General features: G+C 32.8%; 19 protein-coding genes. 12 read left to right on the plus strand and 7 right to left on the minus strand.

Annotated elements, in window-relative coordinates:
• Window positions 1-70: 70 nt before the first annotated feature.
• The 5 genes from serS to IW18_RS21840 all read right to left on the minus strand — a co-directional run bounded on the left by serS (window position 71) and on the right by IW18_RS21840 (window position 6246).
• Complete coding sequence (gene serS / locus IW18_RS21820) at window positions 71-1342, minus strand: serine--tRNA ligase (protein WP_041520325.1); 1272 nt, start codon at window positions 1340-1342, stop codon at window positions 71-73.
• Between the two features lie 138 nt (window positions 1343-1480).
• On the minus strand, window positions 1481-2905 hold the full coding sequence (locus IW18_RS21825) for a T9SS type A sorting domain-containing protein (RefSeq protein ID WP_041520326.1): 1425 nt from the start codon (window positions 2903-2905) through the stop codon (window positions 1481-1483).
• Window positions 2898-3797 (minus strand): hypothetical protein, encoded by a 900-nt coding sequence (locus tag IW18_RS21830; protein ID WP_041520327.1) that lies wholly within the window; start codon window positions 3795-3797, stop codon window positions 2898-2900. The genes IW18_RS21825 and IW18_RS21830 overlap by 8 nt, the downstream gene beginning before the upstream one ends.
• Window positions 3798-3914: 117 nt before the next feature.
• Window positions 3915-5459: a patatin-like phospholipase family protein gene (locus IW18_RS21835; protein ID WP_041520328.1), complete on the minus strand. Its 1545-nt coding sequence runs from the start codon at window positions 5457-5459 to the stop codon at window positions 3915-3917.
• A 244-nt stretch (window positions 5460-5703) separates the two neighbouring features.
• Window positions 5704-6246, minus strand: a complete 543-nt coding sequence (locus IW18_RS21840) for a DMP19 family protein (RefSeq protein ID WP_041520329.1) — start codon at window positions 6244-6246, stop codon at window positions 5704-5706.
• A gap of 335 nt (window positions 6247-6581) precedes the next feature.
• Here IW18_RS21840 and IW18_RS21845 point away from each other — a divergent pair, with 335 nt between their 5' ends.
• Window positions 6582-7034, plus strand: a complete 453-nt coding sequence (locus tag IW18_RS21845) for a protease complex subunit PrcB family protein (RefSeq protein WP_041520330.1) — start codon at window positions 6582-6584, stop codon at window positions 7032-7034.
• Window positions 7035-7100: 66 nt separating this feature from the next.
• On the opposite strand, the gene IW18_RS23270 is transcribed toward IW18_RS21845, so the two are convergent.
• Window positions 7101-7271: a hypothetical protein gene (locus tag IW18_RS23270; protein ID WP_165587347.1), complete on the minus strand. Its 171-nt coding sequence runs from the start codon at window positions 7269-7271 to the stop codon at window positions 7101-7103.
• Window positions 7272-7512: 241 nt separating this feature from the next.
• Between IW18_RS23270 and IW18_RS21850 the strand changes: the two genes are divergently transcribed.
• The 8 genes from IW18_RS21850 (at window position 7513) to IW18_RS22810 (ending at window position 11791) form a co-directional block, all read left to right on the plus strand.
• On the plus strand, window positions 7513-8025 hold the full coding sequence (locus IW18_RS21850; RefSeq protein ID WP_041520331.1) for a hypothetical protein: 513 nt from the start codon (window positions 7513-7515) through the stop codon (window positions 8023-8025).
• A gap of 55 nt (window positions 8026-8080) precedes the next feature.
• Complete coding sequence (locus tag IW18_RS21855; protein ID WP_123902540.1) at window positions 8081-8416, plus strand: hypothetical protein; 336 nt, start codon at window positions 8081-8083, stop codon at window positions 8414-8416.
• 4 nt (window positions 8417-8420) lie between these two features.
• Entirely contained in the window at window positions 8421-8825 is a 405-nt protein-coding gene (locus tag IW18_RS21860) for a hypothetical protein (RefSeq protein WP_041520333.1), read from the plus strand.
• The gene (locus tag IW18_RS21865; protein WP_041520334.1) at window positions 8818-9099 is read left to right on the plus strand and encodes a hypothetical protein; all 282 of its coding nucleotides are present in this window, start codon (window positions 8818-8820) and stop codon (window positions 9097-9099) included. The genes IW18_RS21860 and IW18_RS21865 overlap by 8 nt, the downstream gene beginning before the upstream one ends.
• Window positions 9100-9110: 11 nt before the next feature.
• Complete coding sequence (locus IW18_RS21870; protein WP_041520335.1) at window positions 9111-9656, plus strand: hypothetical protein; 546 nt, start codon at window positions 9111-9113, stop codon at window positions 9654-9656.
• A 4-nt stretch (window positions 9657-9660) separates the two neighbouring features.
• A complete protein-coding gene (locus tag IW18_RS21875; RefSeq protein ID WP_041520336.1) occupies window positions 9661-10218 on the plus strand; it encodes a YdeI/OmpD-associated family protein in 558 nt (185 codons plus the stop codon).
• Between the two features lie 63 nt (window positions 10219-10281).
• Complete coding sequence (locus IW18_RS21880; RefSeq protein WP_041520337.1) at window positions 10282-11184, plus strand: PhzF family phenazine biosynthesis protein; 903 nt, start codon at window positions 10282-10284, stop codon at window positions 11182-11184.
• 16 nt (window positions 11185-11200) lie between these two features.
• Window positions 11201-11791 carry a hypothetical protein gene (locus IW18_RS22810; protein WP_052480271.1) on the plus strand — a complete coding sequence of 197 codons (591 nt, stop codon included), beginning with the start codon at window positions 11201-11203 and terminating at the stop codon, window positions 11789-11791.
• Window positions 11792-11869: 78 nt separating this feature from the next.
• Here IW18_RS22810 and IW18_RS21890 read toward each other — a convergent pair whose 3' ends face one another.
• Window positions 11870-12097: a CDGSH iron-sulfur domain-containing protein gene (locus tag IW18_RS21890; protein WP_041520338.1), complete on the minus strand. Its 228-nt coding sequence runs from the start codon at window positions 12095-12097 to the stop codon at window positions 11870-11872.
• Between the two features lie 535 nt (window positions 12098-12632).
• Here IW18_RS21890 and metG point away from each other — a divergent pair.
• The 3 genes from metG to IW18_RS21910 all read left to right on the plus strand — a co-directional run bounded on the left by metG (window position 12633) and on the right by IW18_RS21910 (window position 16464).
• The gene (gene metG / locus IW18_RS21895; RefSeq protein ID WP_041520339.1) at window positions 12633-14768 is read left to right on the plus strand and encodes a methionine--tRNA ligase; all 2136 of its coding nucleotides are present in this window, start codon (window positions 12633-12635) and stop codon (window positions 14766-14768) included.
• A gap of 371 nt (window positions 14769-15139) precedes the next feature.
• Window positions 15140-15415 (plus strand): hypothetical protein, encoded by a 276-nt coding sequence (locus IW18_RS21905; RefSeq protein ID WP_041520341.1) that lies wholly within the window; start codon window positions 15140-15142, stop codon window positions 15413-15415.
• Window positions 15416-15576: 161 nt separating this feature from the next.
• Complete coding sequence (locus tag IW18_RS21910; protein ID WP_041520342.1) at window positions 15577-16464, plus strand: DMT family transporter; 888 nt, start codon at window positions 15577-15579, stop codon at window positions 16462-16464.
• Window positions 16465-16668 lie beyond the last annotated feature (204 nt).

Raw genomic sequence — 16668 nt, forward strand, 5'->3', positions numbered from 1 at the left:
TAGTTAAAATAAGAAACCTAACAGGTTTTAAAAACCTGTTAGGTTGACTCTAAGAACTATATAAGTTAATCTAATTTATAATATCAAAACCACAGTAAGGGCGCAAAACTTCTGGAATTACGATTCCTTCCGGAGTTTGATAATTTTCTAATATACCTGCTAAAACTCTTGGCAATGCCAATGAGCTTCCGTTAAGGGTATGTGCCAATTGGTTTTTTCCATCTTTGTCTTTGAAACGTAATTTCAAGCGATTTGCCTGAAAAGTTTCGAAGTTAGATACTGAACTAATTTCTAACCAACGATCTTGCGCTGTAGAAAATACTTCAAAATCATATGTCAAAGCCGATGTGAACCCCATGTCACCACCGCATAAACGTAAAACGCGGTATGGTAATTTTAATTCTTTCAAAATATCTTTTACATGTTCTACCATTCCATCCAATGCTTCATAAGACTTGTCTGGATGTTCAACACGTACTATTTCTACTTTATCAAATTGATGCAAACGGTTTAATCCGCGTACGTGTGCTCCGTAAGAACCTGCTTCACGACGGAAACATGGTGTATAAGCCGTATGTAAAACCGGTAATTCACTTTCGTTTAAAATTACATCGCGGAATAAATTGGTAACTGGAACCTCAGCCGTTGGAATCAAATATAAATCATCAATTGTTGAGTGATACATTTGCCCTTCTTTGTCTGGTAATTGTCCTGTTCCATACCCCGAAGCTTCGTTTACCAAATGTGGCACCTGAACTTCGTTATATCCTGCAGCAGTATTTTTGTCTAAAAAGTAATTAATTAAAGCACGTTGCAAACGAGCTCCTTTTCCTTTGTAAACCGGAAATCCTGCTCCTGTAATTTTTACACCCAATTCGAAATCGATGATATCGTATTTCTTTACCAATTCCCAGTGTGGCTGTGCACCTTCGTGCAAAACCGGAATATCACCTTCTTGAAAAACATTCAAATTATCATCTGGAGTTTTTCCTTCAGGAACAATATCAGCCGGAAGATTTGGTAATGTGTATAATTTATTCGTCAATTCGGCTGCCAAAGCTTCTGCTTTTTCTGCCAATTCTTTACTTTTTTCTTTTAATGAAACCGTTTTTTCTTTTAAGATTGCCGCTTTTGACTTCTCTCCCGCTTTCATTAATTCTCCAATGTCTTTGGACAATTTATTAGATTCAGATAAAGTGTTGTCTAATTCTACTTGTGTAGCACGACGGTTTTCGTCTAATTGCACGACTTCTTCAACAACGCTTTTAGCATCGATATTTCGTTTTGCTAAAGCCTTGATTACTTTCTCTTGATTCTCTCTAATAAATGCGATTTGTAACATAGCTTGTTTTTTATAACTATTGTATTTTTTAATAACGGAAGCAAATTTAAGGAAATGTTTGCTAAGATTACGACAAACTTGATTCTAAAGTTATTTCTTAGTTATTCTGCAGAAATAATCAAAGAATTAAATTTAAATTTATTCTTTAATCACTTTAAACGTTTCTACTGAATTTGTGGTTGAAACTTTTAGCACGTAGAAACCGGAAGACAAACTGGAAACATCAATTTTTCCATCTGTGCTTTTTCCTTTTAAAACCGAAACTGATTCGAAACTAAAAACTTCATATTCAAAATTGACAGTATCAAAGTTTTCGATTGAAATTATTGTCGTTGTAGGATTAGGAAATACAAATGGCTTTTTATTTACTAAAACTTCAGGCTGAACATTATTGCAGGCACTTTCTAGCAATGAAGCCAAATCAGTTTCGTCATAAACCAATGCATATTTGAGTTCTTTGGCTTTACGGAATAATTCGCAAGCTTGTTTGTATTTGTGTTGATCGAGATAAACAATTCCGAGATTTTTCATCGCGTACGAATTGTTTTTATCCATTTCTAAGGCCTCTTTCAAATCGATAATTCCTTTATCAGATTCTCCTAATTTATGATATATCAAACCGCGTGTTGTTCTTAAATCTCTTCCGCCATAGCCCGCAGTTCGTTCTATAATCGCCTTTTCGGATTTAAAAGCTTCGGTTATATTTTCCATTGCTTTCTCATATTCTCCCATATCACTATACAACCGCGCAAGTGCCCATCGAGCGTGTGCATGATTTGGTTTCTCGCGTACTATTTTTTCTAAGTAAAATTGCGCCAAATCATTGAGTTTTCGTCGTTGTAATAAAGCAGCAAAATTGTATAAAATACGTAAATCGTCGGGCGCACTTTTTATTGCCTTGTAATAATAATGAATCGCAAAAGTATCCATTTCGTACGTTGCATAAATGCTTGCTAATCGATCGTAAAGCTTGCTCTTAAATAAATTCTGTTTTTTCTGTAAAGAATCACTAAGTACAATATTCTTATTTTTAGGATCGCGATCAATCGTGTATTCTACTTTTTTTAAATCGTCGAGTGCCAATGAACTATTACCAAGGCTAATGCGCAAAACTCCACGATTGTATAAATCCAGAATTCTTGTTGGATTATAATTGGTTTTAACATTAATTTCCGTCAGTAATTTGAGTGCTTTTTTTACAGTTTCTTCCCGGTCTTTGTTGAAAGGCAATTTATGATCTGTTCTGCTCACTAATTTTCCGTGAGAGAAATTCCAGGTTACTAATTTTTCGCCTTGTTTGTTGTATTGAAAACAGTTGGAATCTTTCAATCCATCTTTATCAAAATAAAAAACTTCATTTAGACTTCCGTTCGAATAATATGTTTTGGTGCTGTCTGTTTTTTTATCTGCACTGTACCAGATTTCGACAGAAACTACGTGATCATCATAAAAATATCGGGTAACATTATCTGTTTTCTCTATTTTTTTTGCCTGCGCAAATAGAAAAACGGGAAAAATTAAAAAAGCAAAAACTACTATTCTATACATTATATTTTTATTCATTCACGTTTCTTAGAAACCTCATTTTGTCTTTAATATCAAACGTATAGTTTTTCCCGTTGTATTTTAGTACTTCTGTTTCTTTTTTAACTTTTGTTTTGCCTTGTGTATCTTCATCTCCATTACGATTCCACTCTTCATACACAAAGCTTTTTGAAACGATTAAATCATAAAAACCATTTGTTTTGTTTTTCGAAACTTCAAGTCCCGCTTCTAATGTTTCGATTTTATCGGTAGTATCATTTTTCATTTCACTATTTCCTCGTCCGATAGTGTAATTATTCAATACTTTTTTAATGTTTGAATCTGCAAAAGTAATAATGGTAAATTTTCGTTGCCAATATTGCGCAACTCCGCCTGCACCCAAATCTGTATAAAATGCTATTCCAGCAGTTTCCTCATTCAGTTTAATTAAATCTTTTATTATAATAGATTTTGAGGCTTGTATAACTTCGTCTTCAAGATGACTTAATTCTGCATCAGACTCTGATGCAAGGATTTTACCGTCACTTTTATTGGCAAAAACATATTTTCTTTCCAGCGAAACATCTTTCTCTTTATTATCAAATGCTTCTGCATAAGTAATTATAAAAAAGACAATTTGATCGTTATAGCTTATTGAACTTGTTTTATCGACTTTTATATCTGAGTACTTAATTTTTAACTGAGGAGCTATTTTTTGAAGTAATTGCACATCAAGTTCTTTCGATTCTTTAATACTATCAGTACTTATAAAAATCACGCCATCGATCGCATTTTTCATGCTGGTTGATTCCGGTTGTTTTTGCGTAACTATTGTGTCGTTTAGCTTTTTATCCTCTACAGGAATGCTTTCATTTTTCTTGCAGGAAAATAAAAACAATACTATTCCGCTCATCAAAAAGTATTTTTTCATTGGTTTGTTTTTGTTTTTAGAAATTCTATTATTCTTAACGTTAAAATTCTATTCAAATATATAATTATCCTACAAAATTTACCAAAAAATAAAACAAACGAAAACCAAGTTCTTAATTTACCTGTTTTCTACCAACAAATCTTTTAATTCATTAGTTTTTAAATACACCGCAAAACGTCCGGACAGTAGCAAAATCTCTCTTTCTTCTGGGGTAATTCTTAATTTGGTTTCAACGTGAGAAGCATATTCATAAAGCAATAAAATTTGTTTGGCAGATAAATTCTGAAATTTTTCTTTGCTAAGCGTTGCAATTATAATCACGCCATCTTTATCTTTTTTAAAAGAATCTTCTCCAAACTTAGCAATTAACCCTGCTTTAAAATCACCAAAAAGTCGCACCCAATTGCCAGAATCATCGTTTGTGTTTTTTAATTCAGACACTAAATTTTCATAATCCTGATCTTTCTCCATTTTAAGCAAATGCTCTCTAATTGTAGTAAAACCAATAACTTGATAATTTGAAACTGGTATTTTATAACGTTCAAAAGTATTTTCGACATCTTTATCAAAAGTCATATAACGGGTTTGAACGGTGTATAAAGAGGCGGTTTCAAAAAGCGAAATCAATCTAATTTTCGCATCGGTTATATAAGGCGTTTTTTTGCCTTGTCCCAAACAATCTATAAATAGTGCTTTTTTATTTTTATCGCTTACTCTGGTGTCGTTATGCAATAATTCGACCAGAGTTTTATATCCCATATTATCTGATGCTCCGCCATCGACAATACATAATATTTTTTCCTGATTTTTTACACCAAACTTTACTTTTGGTAAAACTCCGGGAAAAGCAGAACTTGCGGTTATAGCATATGTAACGGGAAAATTATATCCGTCGTTAATTTTGTTTTCGTTTAATGCAATCGAAGCTTTATTGGGCGCCAAAGACGAGTTTATATTTAAGCCTCTAATGATATGCGGCATAAACGGTATGCGTTCTCCATTATTAAAAGCTGTTCCGTTGGCCACAAACATGGGTAAAGATGGTGCTGATTTACTTTCTTTAGGAATAAAAAAATCCGACATCATCATTTGAGTTCCAAACTTATCTGTACTTTCAGGATTTCCTGCATCGTATTGCAAAATATCGGCATCTATTCGTTGCGTCATTGGTATTTTATCTCCTTTTTCGTTTCGGCTGTTGTTGAGTAACGACAAGATATTGACGGATTTATCTACATAATCTTTATACGCATCGGCCTTAGAAAAATAAAATTCGTTAAACGAACAGTTGTCATTTTGTAGTTTATTCTTGAGAATTGTTAAATAATATCCTGCCGAAAAACAACCTCCGGAAACGGTAGAAAAATAATCGATTTCATTTAAAAAATTACGTTGCGAATTATTCTCCTGAATTTCTTCTAATCCTAAAAGTACGCCCATACTAAAAAACTGCGCTCTGGAACCTCCGCCCGAAATTCCGATTCCTAATGCAATATTAGGATTCTGACATTTAATATCACGATCCTGAACCGATTTATAATCACTTAATGATACGGCAGGAATTGAGTTGTAATTAATTTCGGAAAAAAGACTGATTTTGTTTTGAGAAAATCCTATTTGAAGAAAAAGGAAAAACAATATTTGGCAATATTTATATCTCATTTTAAGCTTTTTTAATATGGCAAACCACTGCAAACTAAATTAATAAAGTTTCTTTACAAAGCTACAAGAAGACTTCACAAAGATTTGCTAAGTTTTGTTTAAAGAAACCTCAATTAATCTCGCAAAGTCGCGAAAACGCAAAGTTTTATTTTCTTTGTGACTCTGCGACTTTGCGAGAGATTTTATAGACAATAAAACAAACCTTTGAACCTATGTCCCTTTGCCTCTTTGAACCTAAAAAAAACTAAGCTCGCTTAATTTCGTGACCAACATACTCTTCTAAAGTAGCAAACATATCATCTACTGAAAGCGCTTCGAAATCTGGATGATTCTTTAAGAAATCAGCATTTAGTGTAATTAAATTTTCTTCTAATTCGTAAAAAGTATCATTATTCAAAGAATCTCTAACCGGATTTACACCTTCGAGTTTACCGCTTACAAATTTATTGAGCTTAACGCTGCTCATCAATTTTACTTTTTTACTTTGTTGCTGAAATAATTCCAAATGCTTTTCGGCACCAATTAAAGTCAAACCTTCTTCGATAAGTTCATTCAATTCCTTATTCCAACCTGATTTGTATACAAACTGAGCAAAATTTCCTTCGGCATATTGCGAATAGTAATAATCAAGATAATAACTCATTAGAGCATCTTCGTGAATAAATTCGTCATCGACACCTTCCTCACGCATTAAATTGATTACCGAAATATTGGAATGAATGATATCATGAAGATTTTCACTATTCTTTGCCGTTTCAGAAACTATTATTCTACCAAATTCCTCCATTTTGTTTTGTTTTGAGATTGTTTTGAGATTGTTTTGCAAATTTCGGAGAAATAATAATAGGATTGGGATATTTTTTTCCTGGCGTTTTCCAGTACGAAAAATCACTATTAGTTATAGAACCTCGAGCATTCTAAGATTAATTTATGCTATTATTTCAAAGCAAAAAAAAGAGTATTTTAGCTTTATACAAGATTTAATCATCACCAAGACTTGATTTTTAAACATTGCAACAACAAGATTTACAACAAATTAACGCAACCTTTTATCAAAAGTGACATCTATTAAAAAAGAGAATTAAATAAACCACAATTCTCATCACTTAAAAACCAAAAACCATGAAACAGATTATTACCCTTTTTAGTTTTTTATTTTTACTCACAAGCTGCAGCAACGACAACAATTCAAATCAATCTGACGTTAGTTTTTCAACAGTTGTTCAAAAAGATTTGAGTCCATCTGATCAAAAACCAATTGCAGAAACAAAAGTTGTAATCACAGACGCCCAAGCCTGGAATGCTTTTATAACTAAAATAAGTGTAGTTAACGAAGAAAGTAAATATTTTATCGACACCAATATTGATTTTACAAAATTCCAAATTATTGCCGTTATAGATCAAAAATATTTAAATGGCGGACACACCATAGACATTACCAAAATAGCCGAGAATAAAAATAAGATTTACGTAAAAGTCGAAAAACTACACACAGGAAACATAGCAACGGTACTTACACAACCTTACCATATTGTTAAAATAGCTAAATCATCAAAAGAAGTAATTTTTCTATAATTCAAATTTTATATATAAAAGGCTTAATTCATAAACCGAGATTCTTTCTCGGTTTTTCCATTTTATTTAAGGAGTATCTAATCCTTCAGAATTCTTTTTTTCGTTCATTTTGGCAACCAAAGCTTTCAAGCGTAATGCCTGAGCTTTTTTCTCTGCTTGAAGTTTTGCCTTTTTTCGATTAAGCAATTTAGTATGCAAAGCCTTATTCTTGGTGTTTTTTTCAGGTCCTTTTGCCATGATTTCAACTCTTTATAATTTGATTACAAATTTCGTTGAAATAACAATACAAATGATACTATTTTTTTAGGCATCTCCCTTCGGGTCGTCCCGAAGCTTCGGGATCGCTTCAAGTCCACGCACTTCCTTTGTTTGGCTGTGGGCTATCCCTAATGCAATACAGGTTTTATAAGAAGATTTCATTTTGTGAGATTATTATGAGAATAAAAAGATTATTTTAGCTCGAAATAAGACTTACATCATGATCAAAAAATATATTTTATTCACCTTAATATCATTAACTTTTATAAGTTGCCAAAAAAAAGAACCCAAAATTGAATCTAAAATTGATGAACTTGAATTTATCTATTTAAATAGTCTTCGAATTCCTTATAATGAAGTAAAAATCAACATTTCAAGAATGCCTAATAATGATAGTGCATTAGTTTTCATAAAAAGTAGACCTGCAAATAATAATCCTCAATGGAGCTATAGTAAAATAGAAGATTTCACAATTATTGATCTTAAAACTTTTAAAAAACTTACAGATGTAGCAATCTCTCTGGATAAAATTGACATTGACAAAGCCTATCTAGATGGCAACGACGGAAGTACATGGGAAATACAGTTTGGTTCAAAAGGAAAAAATAAAAATTATCGTTTTTGGGCACCTAACTCAAATACACAACAAAGAGGCTTATCTGAATTTGTTAATCTGTGTGAACAAATCGTAGAAGTTTCAAAATTAAAAAAAGAAGAAATTCTAAAAGATTAAACCATATAGTACAAATTCGTACAATCCAACTAAATAGACCTAAAAACCAAATTTTATGAAAACCTTTTTTATCACAATTATTTCTCTAATCTCTTTCTCAATGTATTCGCAAAACCGCTACGAATTAAAAGACGAAGGAACCGAAAAAATTTACCTATCGGACACAATTGCAAAACTGGCGACGGTAAATAAAATCGCTACAAATCAACCCATTGTAGTTATTGATGGCATACCATTTCGTTTTCAGGACTTAGAGAAAGAAAAACTTCCATTATCAAAAAATGAAATAATCTCGATTATTCCAATCGATAAACAAAAAGGAATTAACATTTTTGGCTCTTTTGGCGAGGCCGGAGTTTTAATTGTAACAACCAATAAAAAGCAAAAATAAAGCAATGAAAGAAACAATATATAAAAGTCTTATTCTTTCCTTGTTTCTAACCAATATCTGGAGTGTTGTAATGTTCTTTATTTACTTTTTTGAATCTCCCGGATGGCTACATGGTTTAGAAACCCTGATAATTTTTATTAAAACTTGTTGGACATTAATAGTTTTGGGACTAATTGTAATATTAATTTCTTTTATAAAAAGCATAAAAATTAAGTTTAAAATCTTTTCGCTTGCTCTAATTGCCTGGATCAATGTCTTTTTGTCGATTTTGCTTATCACAATTATGTCTTTAAAAATAACTGGATTAGACGCTTTTTACGAACTGGTTTTAATCTTGATCATATCCGTAATCTCTGTATTGTTAATCAGGAAACTTTCAAAACAAGTAAATATTCGATCTAATGAATAACTTTCTAAAAAATTGGACATTGTTTTTTGTTTTTGGAATTCTATCTATTATAGGAGGAATAATTTATGCCATTATTTTAATAAATGGATATTCGGCACCAGACAAATTAATGGGAATTTATGTTTTATTTTGTTTGATTCCGGTTTTAGTAATCATCTTAATTGATCGTTTTTTGGTCAAGAAGTTTGGAAATCAAAAAGTCAACAAAGTGCAATTTTACTTTCTAGGATTTATTCTATTTTTATTGGTTTTAAGAACGATTGTGGATTTATAAATTTCAAAATCATGAAAAAAATAGCTTTACTAATTACAATTACCACAATTTTACTTAGTTGTAAAAAAGAAGAATCCTTAGCAAAATTTAAATATTTTGATTTTTCTTTTAACAATACTTTCGAAACATGTTTTTCTGTAAAATTCACGCCAAACGACAGTGTTTATATTAGAGAACATTGGAATGGTAACAATACTTATGACAGTGCAAATATTCCTAGAATCAAAACAAATTATATTGCTTTAATAAATAAAGAAGATAAAAAAACATTAATTGAGCTAATATCTAAAACACAATTAAAAAAATACAAACCAGAATACAGCGAAGATTATACCGATGGAGAATATTACGTTTTTTATATTGATAAAGATTCGATCAAAAAATCGATTGCAATACATACTCATAAAAAAGATGTCCCAAAAGATCTGGATTCTCTAGCAAAATGGATTTATCAATGGAAAAAGAAAGTAAAATTAATCGAAACGAAGAAAAAGTTAGATTTTTATAGTTCAAAATATATTTTGCCTCCACCTCCGCCTCCATTAAAAACTAAATAAACAAATGACCCCAACATTCTTCTCAACCCAAGAAAAATTTAGAGAATGGTTAGAAAAGCATCATCAAACAGAAACCGAACTTTTGGTAGGTTTCTATAAAGTGAACAGCAAAAAACCATCAATGTCCTGGTCAGAATCTGTAGATCAGGCGCTTTGTTTTGGTTGGATTGATGGCGTTCGAAAATCGATTGACAACGAAAGTTACACGATCAGATTTACCCCCAGAAAAAAATCGAGTATTTGGAGTGCGATAAACATCAAAAAAATTGAAGTACTCACAAAAGCCGGATTAATGAAAGAAACGGGAGTAAAAGCTTTCGAATTCAGATCTGAAGAAAGATCTAAAATTTACTCGCATGAAAATGAAGCGTATGTTCTCGATCCTGAGCTCGAAAAGCAATTTAAAGCCAATAGAACAGCTTGGGAATATTTCAACAATCAGGCACCATCTTATAAAAAAGTAATAATTCACGTAATTATGAGCGCCAAACAAGAAAAAACCAGAATTGCGAGATTGGAAAAAGCAATAAAGTTTAGCGCCGAACAAAAACGAATGTTGTAAAGGTTGTTGCTTTGATATTTTATAAACTGTAACTTTATTCCGTTAAACGCAAAAGAAAAAGGAATGAGAGAAAGAACAGCATTAGAATATTACGTTTTAGACGTATTCTCAAACGAAAGTTACAAAGGAAATCCGCTTTCTGTGGTTTTTACCGATGGCAATTTAGATCTTGAAACGTATCAAAATATCTCTAAAGAATTTGGCTATTCTGAAACCTCATTTGTTTATTATTCCAAAACACAAAAAGCACTTAACGTTCGTTCGTTTACGCCAATAGGTTTTGAAATCGATGGTGCAGGACACAATTTATTAGGCGCAGTTTGTGGTGCTTTGCTAAAAAAACTACCCATATTCGAAGAGCAAGACGAAAACAATCGTTTTGTAATCATGAAAAATGCTCCAATACCTTTAACCGTAAGTTTTGATCCCGAAACACAATATCCTATTGTACAAATGCATCAAAAACAAGCCGTTATCAAACATCAAATTCCTACTTACAAAATAGCAATCGCACTTGGTTTAAAAATAGAAGATCTGGAAGTTAATATGCTTGTTCCAACAGTGGTTCAAACCGAAGTTGCGCATACAATGGTTCCTATTAGGAATACGCAATTACTCAACGACTGTGTTCCTGATAGCAAACTTTTAATCGAAATTTCGAAAGAACATCAATTCGAAGGATTTTATTGTTTTTCGATTTCAGATGAAAATCAAGATCATGTTGTCGAAGCACGTTTTTTTAATCCAATAATCGGGATCGAAGAAGATCCTGCAACTGGAACGGCGGCTGGACCTTTAATTGGCTTTTTAACCAAAAACAGATACACACAACTCAATAAAGAATATAAAATTCTGCAAGGCGTAAAACTAAATCAGCCTTCGTTAATTGAAGTTATGAATCGACAAAACGATATTTTGGTTGGAGGTTCTTCGGCGATAACAATGCGTGGAGAACTTTATATATAAAAACTAATAAACCTTCATGAAAAAAATATTGCCCTTACTTCTTTTAATTTTAACATCTTGTAATGATTTAAATTACAAATATTTAAACTCAAATAAGACAGATATAGAAAGCCTTTTAAAAAACATTAATCCCAATAAAAATTATGACTATTGGGAGATTAATTATTGTCATGGCATTACTCCAAAAACTATTTTATACAAGGGAAATAAAAAATTAAAAGAAAAATATAATTACAAAACTGACTGTAATGGTTTTTTAGGTGGATGTCATCCATCATATTGCGCTTATAATATCATTTATTTACAAAACGGTAAATGGAATTATGTCATAAATGAAACAGATTTAGCCACTTTTATAAATAAAATCGATAACCCTCAAGAAGCATTTATAATTGCACGAATAAATGATTACGAGATAGATTCAAACAATCAAAAAGGCAATGGATATATTAAAACGAAAAATGGTTATAACTTAAAGCTAATGAAATACAAAAGTTGTCCAGAGTCGAAAGAATCATTCATAGTTTCGATAGATTCAACAGGAAAATTAGGAAAAACAGAAAGTCAAGGTTTCTATTTAAAAACTAAAGACTGTATAGTATATTAAAAATTTAGGCATAAAAACGAAAAAGCTGCATTAAATAATGCAGCTTTTTTTATACTCAAAACCAGAAAATAGATTTTCTTAGTTTGTTTTCATTGGCGGTAAATCGAACGCAACAGAATCGTGTTCGAAATTATTTCTATGTCCTCCATCGCAAAAAGGTTTGTTTGCAGATAATCCGCAACGGCAAAGTCCTAATGCAGATCTTCCTTGAAGTCCGTAAACAGTTCCTTCAGAATCCATGATTTCAAATTCACCTTCTATTTTTATAGAACCATTTTTATTGATGATTAATTTTGTCTTGCTCATAACTTGTTTTTGTTTTTTTTCTAGGCAAAGATTGCAAAATATATTCTGAAGATTTTGATTGTAAGGCTAGTTTAAACTGGTTCTATTTTATGGAGATTTTACCACTGAGTTGCACGAAGGTTTTTCACAGAGATTCACAAAGAGTTTTTATTTGTTGAGCTGAAATAATCACGCAAAGGCACGGAGGCGCAAAGTTTTATTTTTATCTGTATTGTCAGGCTGAGCGAAGTCGAAGCCCGCACAGTGATTCAGCGCACGGGGCTTCGACTTCGCTCAGCCTGACAATTGGAGTGTTTTTTAGCCCCGATAGAAGTGGAAATCCTTTTACTTTTTTCTTTAAAAAGTAAAAGATTGTAACGGATAGCGGGATTAGCTCCTGAAAAAACTACTAGGAAAAATCAAATTTTTGCCGAGTTTCTTGCGGAGATTTCTCGTTCCTCGAAATGACAAGCTAAAATGCTTTTCATTCGGAATCTCTGTGAAACTTAGAATTCTCAATTCTATTGCTTATTTTTGCACTCAATAAAATTGAGTTATGATACAGAATCCTAAGAGATATACTATTACGGCGGCATTGCCTTACACCAACGGACCTATACATATTGGGCATTTGGCGGGGGTTTACGTGCCTGCAGATATTTATTCGAGATATTTACGTTTGCAAGGAAAAGACGTTGCATTTATTTGCGGAAGCGATGAACATGGTGTTGCAATTTCGATGAAAGCAAAAAAAGAAGGAATTACACCACAAGAAGTTATTGATAAATATGACGGAATTATTAGAAAATCATTCTCTGATTTTGGGATTTCGTTTGATAATTATTCTCGAACTTCGGCTAAAATTCATCATGATACTGCTCAGGAATTCTTTAGAACATTGTATGATAATGGCGATTTTATTGAAGAAGTAACAGAACAATTATACGATGCAAAAGCAAATCAGTTTTTGGCTGATCGTTTTGTAGTAGGAACTTGCCCAAAATGTGGTAATGACGGAGCTTATGGCGATCAATGCGAAAATTGTGGATCGACTCTAAATGCTACGGATTTAATAAACCCAAAATCGACAATTACTGGAGAAACTCCTGTTTTGAAAGCAACAAAGCACTGGTTTTTACCGCTTGACCGATATACTGAATTCCTGACTGAATGGGTTTTGGTTGGACATAAAAACGACTGGAAACCTAATGTTTACGGACAAGTAAAATCGTGGGTTGATGGCGGACTTGAACCTCGTGCCGTTACGCGTGACCTTGATTGGGGAATTGATGTTCCGGTTGAAGGTGCCGAAGGAAAAAAATTATATGTTTGGTTTGATGCACCAATTGGTTATATATCGTCTACTAAAGAATGGGCTGCCCGCGAAGGAAAAGACTGGGAACCTTATTGGAAAGACGAAGAAACGAAACTGGTTCATTTTATTGGAAAAGATAATATTGTTTTTCACTGTATTATTTTCCCAGCAATGCTTAAAGCCGAAGGAAGCTATATTTTGCCAGACAATGTTCCTGCAAATGAGTTCTTGAATTTGGAAGGAAACAAACTTTCGACTTCTAAAAACTGGGCGGTTTGGTTGCACGAATACCTAGAAGAATTTCCGGAGAAACAAGATGTTTTGCGTTATGCATTAACCTCAAACGCTCCAGAAACTAAGGATAACGATTTTACGTGGAAAGATTTCCAAGCAAGAAATAACAACGAATTGGTTGCTATTTTCGGAAACTTTATTAATCGTGTGGTGGTTTTAACCAACAAGTATTACGATGGAATTATTCCAACACCAAACGAATTTTCAGAAGTTGATGAAGCTACTTTAGCCGAATTAAAAGCGTATCCAGCCGTGATTTCGAGTTCTGTAGAACGTTACAGATTCCGTGAAGCACTTGGAGAATTAATGAATGTGGCGCGTTTAGGAAATAAATATCTTGCCGACGAAGAGCCTTGGAAAGTAATGAAAGACAATCCGGAGCGTGTAAAAACTCAAATGTATGTTGCATTGCAAATTGCTACTGCGTTGAGCGTTTTGGCTGAACCGTTTTTACCATTCACTTCTACTAAACTTTCAAAAATTTTGAATTTAGGTGATCTTAAAGAGCATTTTGCTGGATTTAGCAAATTCTTGAAAGAGAAAGATCGTGATGCAAAAGACATTTTTCTTGATAAAACATTAGGTTGGAATGATATTTCTGAAAACTCAGATTTAATTCCGGCTGGACATAAAATTGGTGAAGCAGAATTGCTTTTCGCTAAAATCGAAGACGAAGAAATACAAAAACAAATAGATAAATTGGAAGCTACAAAAACTGCTAATCTTGCCGAAAGCAAACAACCGGAACCTCAAAAAGATTTAATTCAATTTGAAGATTTCGCGAAAATGGACATTCGTGTGGGAACTATTTTGGAAGCTGAAAAAATGCCTAAAGCCAACAAACTTTTGGTGCTAAAAGTAGATACAGGAATTGACGTTCGTACGATCGTTTCGGGAATTGCCGAAAGCTTTACACCAGAAGAAATCATCGGAAAACGTGTATCTGTTTTAGCAAACTTAGCGCCAAGAGCTTTACGCGGAGTTGAAAGTCAAGGAATGATTTTAATGACAACTAATGCCGAAGGTAAATTAGTTTTCATTAATCCTGATGCTGACGCTCCAAATGGTGAAACGGTAAATTAAACTGATTTAAATATTAAGCATATCGTTTGTCATTTCGAGGAACAAGACTCGAGCGATAGCGAACAGGCGAAGCAAATCGCACGCGAGATTCACACACAGTTGTTGAATTTCTAGTGCGATTTCTCGTTCCTCGAAATGACAATATTGCGAAGCAAAAACAACTAAAATTCCTACAATTTTATTATTTGTTTCAATTTTATATTTGTAAGTTTGTTCTGCAAAAATACAGTAAGGAGCAATCCTTGAAACTTTAAAGTTAACATAAGCGATTCCCTCGCCATGATGTTCCTGCGGAAACAATGGAAATTCTATCCTTACGGGTATTTTTGCACATCTAAAGCGAGGGTTTCGTGCGTTTAATATTTTCGAATATGCAAATAGAAAATCAAAAACCAACACATCACGATGTAATGCCAGCTGTGGCAAACTTTCTCTCTAATCTTTGGTTAGAAGGAGAATTTAGAGAACAACCCGATCATTTAACCAAGATTTTCGAGGCTCTCTTAGAAACCGAAATAGGAAATGATCTCGATTTTCGGACAAAAATGATTGGCTGTATCAAAACCAGTAAAATGCTGGCCAAAGCACTCGAACCATTTTCAGATCAGCAAATTGCACAAGCCTGCAATAAAATTATTTCGGCTTAAAACAAGAAATTGATAAACGCGCAAATTGATAATCGATTTGCGCGTTTATCTATTATAATCCGTACAAAAATCCTTAACTTGATTCTTATTCAAGAAAAAATTGAGATCTTCGCAAAAATCAACTTTCGATTAAATACCTTAGATTAGAAAACGCACAAATAATGAAAATTACCAAACCAAGATTAGCCTTAATCTGCGGAATACTTTGCATTTCGATATTCCCCATATTGGTTAAACTTAAATTAGCGCCAGGATTAATTTCGGCTTTTTATAGAATGTTTTTTGCTTTGGTATTTCTATTGCCTTATGTATTAATTACAAAAAGCTTTAAACTTCCAAAGACAAAATTCTTGCTTTTGGCAGTGCTTTGTGGTGTATTATTTTCGTCAGATGTTGCCGTTTGGAATATCGCCATTCAGGATTCAAGCGCGACTCAAGCTTCGTTGCTTACCAACTTATCGCCAGTTTGGGTTGGAATTGGTTCATTTTTATTTTTAAAATCAAAACCCGCAACCAACTTCTGGATTGGAACCGTTGTTTCTTTATTTGGGATGGTCACTTTGGTTGGATTTGAGTTTTTTATAGATCTAAATTTCAATCAGGCATTTTTGTTTGCCGTTTTATCCGGCATTCTGTATTCGATTTATCTTTTGGTTAGCAAAAATGTATTGTCAGAAATCGATGTGTTGTCTTTTATGACCATTAGTTTATTTGCATCGAGTATTTATTTAGGAATTCTATGTTATGCTTTAAACCAACCTTTTACAGGGTTTACAGACACTGGCTGGTTTGTTTTGGTGCTTCAAGCAGTAATATGTCAATTGTGCGCTTGGCTTTCGATAAGTTATGCTACACAACATATGCGCGCAACTAGAGTTTCGCTTAGTTTATTGAGTCAGGCAATAATAACATCTATATTGGCTTGGTTGTTTTTGGAAGAAAAAATAACTTTACAAATGATTATTGGCGGAATCGTTTTATTATTCGGAATTAGAATTACGTTTTACGATAAAACAATTTCTCTGAAAAAGCTTTTTGCTAAGAATTAAAATTGCGAGATGGTAGACGGATAACACAGATTAACGTAGATTTCTCTTAGATTTTGATAAAAGAGTTTCACGCAGATTTTACAGATTTAAGCAGATCAATATTGGTTTTTTTAATCTTTAAAATCATTATAATCTGCGGCAAAAAAAATTCGTGAAATTCGTGAAATTCGTGGCGAAAAAACTCTACGTAGATTTGCCAGATAA

Source organism: Flavobacterium hibernum (assembly GCF_000832125.1).
In the GTDB taxonomy this organism is placed as follows: Bacteria; Bacteroidota; Bacteroidia; order Flavobacteriales; family Flavobacteriaceae; genus Flavobacterium; species Flavobacterium hibernum.

Bases quoted from the DNA above. Each gene is read 5' to 3' on its own strand.
- IW18_RS21910 (WP_041520342.1), top strand. From the start codon at position 15,577: ATGAAAATTACCAAACCAAGATTAGCCTTAATCTGCGGAATACTTTGC.
- IW18_RS21890 (WP_041520338.1), bottom strand. From the start codon at position 12,097: ATGAGCAAGACAAAATTAATCATCAATAAAAATGGTTCTATAAAAATA.
- IW18_RS21830 (WP_041520327.1), bottom strand. From the start codon at position 3,797: ATGAAAAAATACTTTTTGATGAGCGGAATAGTATTGTTTTTATTTTCC.
- IW18_RS21860 (WP_041520333.1), top strand. From the start codon at position 8,421: ATGAAAGAAACAATATATAAAAGTCTTATTCTTTCCTTGTTTCTAACC.
- IW18_RS21870 (WP_041520335.1), top strand. From the start codon at position 9,111: ATGAAAAAAATAGCTTTACTAATTACAATTACCACAATTTTACTTAGT.
- IW18_RS22810 (WP_052480271.1), top strand. From the start codon at position 11,201: ATGAAAAAAATATTGCCCTTACTTCTTTTAATTTTAACATCTTGTAAT.
- IW18_RS21840 (WP_041520329.1), bottom strand. From the start codon at position 6,246: ATGGAGGAATTTGGTAGAATAATAGTTTCTGAAACGGCAAAGAATAGT.
- IW18_RS21905 (WP_041520341.1), top strand. From the start codon at position 15,140: ATGCAAATAGAAAATCAAAAACCAACACATCACGATGTAATGCCAGCT.
- IW18_RS21825 (WP_041520326.1), bottom strand. From the start codon at position 2,905: ATGAATAAAAATATAATGTATAGAATAGTAGTTTTTGCTTTTTTAATT.
- metG (WP_041520339.1), top strand. From the start codon at position 12,633: ATGATACAGAATCCTAAGAGATATACTATTACGGCGGCATTGCCTTAC.
- IW18_RS21845 (WP_041520330.1), top strand. From the start codon at position 6,582: ATGAAACAGATTATTACCCTTTTTAGTTTTTTATTTTTACTCACAAGC.
- IW18_RS21835 (WP_041520328.1), bottom strand. From the start codon at position 5,459: ATGAGATATAAATATTGCCAAATATTGTTTTTCCTTTTTCTTCAAATA.
- IW18_RS21855 (WP_123902540.1), top strand. From the start codon at position 8,081: ATGAAAACCTTTTTTATCACAATTATTTCTCTAATCTCTTTCTCAATG.
- IW18_RS21850 (WP_041520331.1), top strand. From the start codon at position 7,513: ATGATCAAAAAATATATTTTATTCACCTTAATATCATTAACTTTTATA.
- IW18_RS21875 (WP_041520336.1), top strand. From the start codon at position 9,661: ATGACCCCAACATTCTTCTCAACCCAAGAAAAATTTAGAGAATGGTTA.
- serS (WP_041520325.1), bottom strand. From the start codon at position 1,342: ATGTTACAAATCGCATTTATTAGAGAGAATCAAGAGAAAGTAATCAAG.
- IW18_RS23270 (WP_165587347.1), bottom strand. From the start codon at position 7,271: ATGGCAAAAGGACCTGAAAAAAACACCAAGAATAAGGCTTTGCATACT.
- IW18_RS21880 (WP_041520337.1), top strand. From the start codon at position 10,282: ATGAGAGAAAGAACAGCATTAGAATATTACGTTTTAGACGTATTCTCA.
- IW18_RS21865 (WP_041520334.1), top strand. From the start codon at position 8,818: ATGAATAACTTTCTAAAAAATTGGACATTGTTTTTTGTTTTTGGAATT.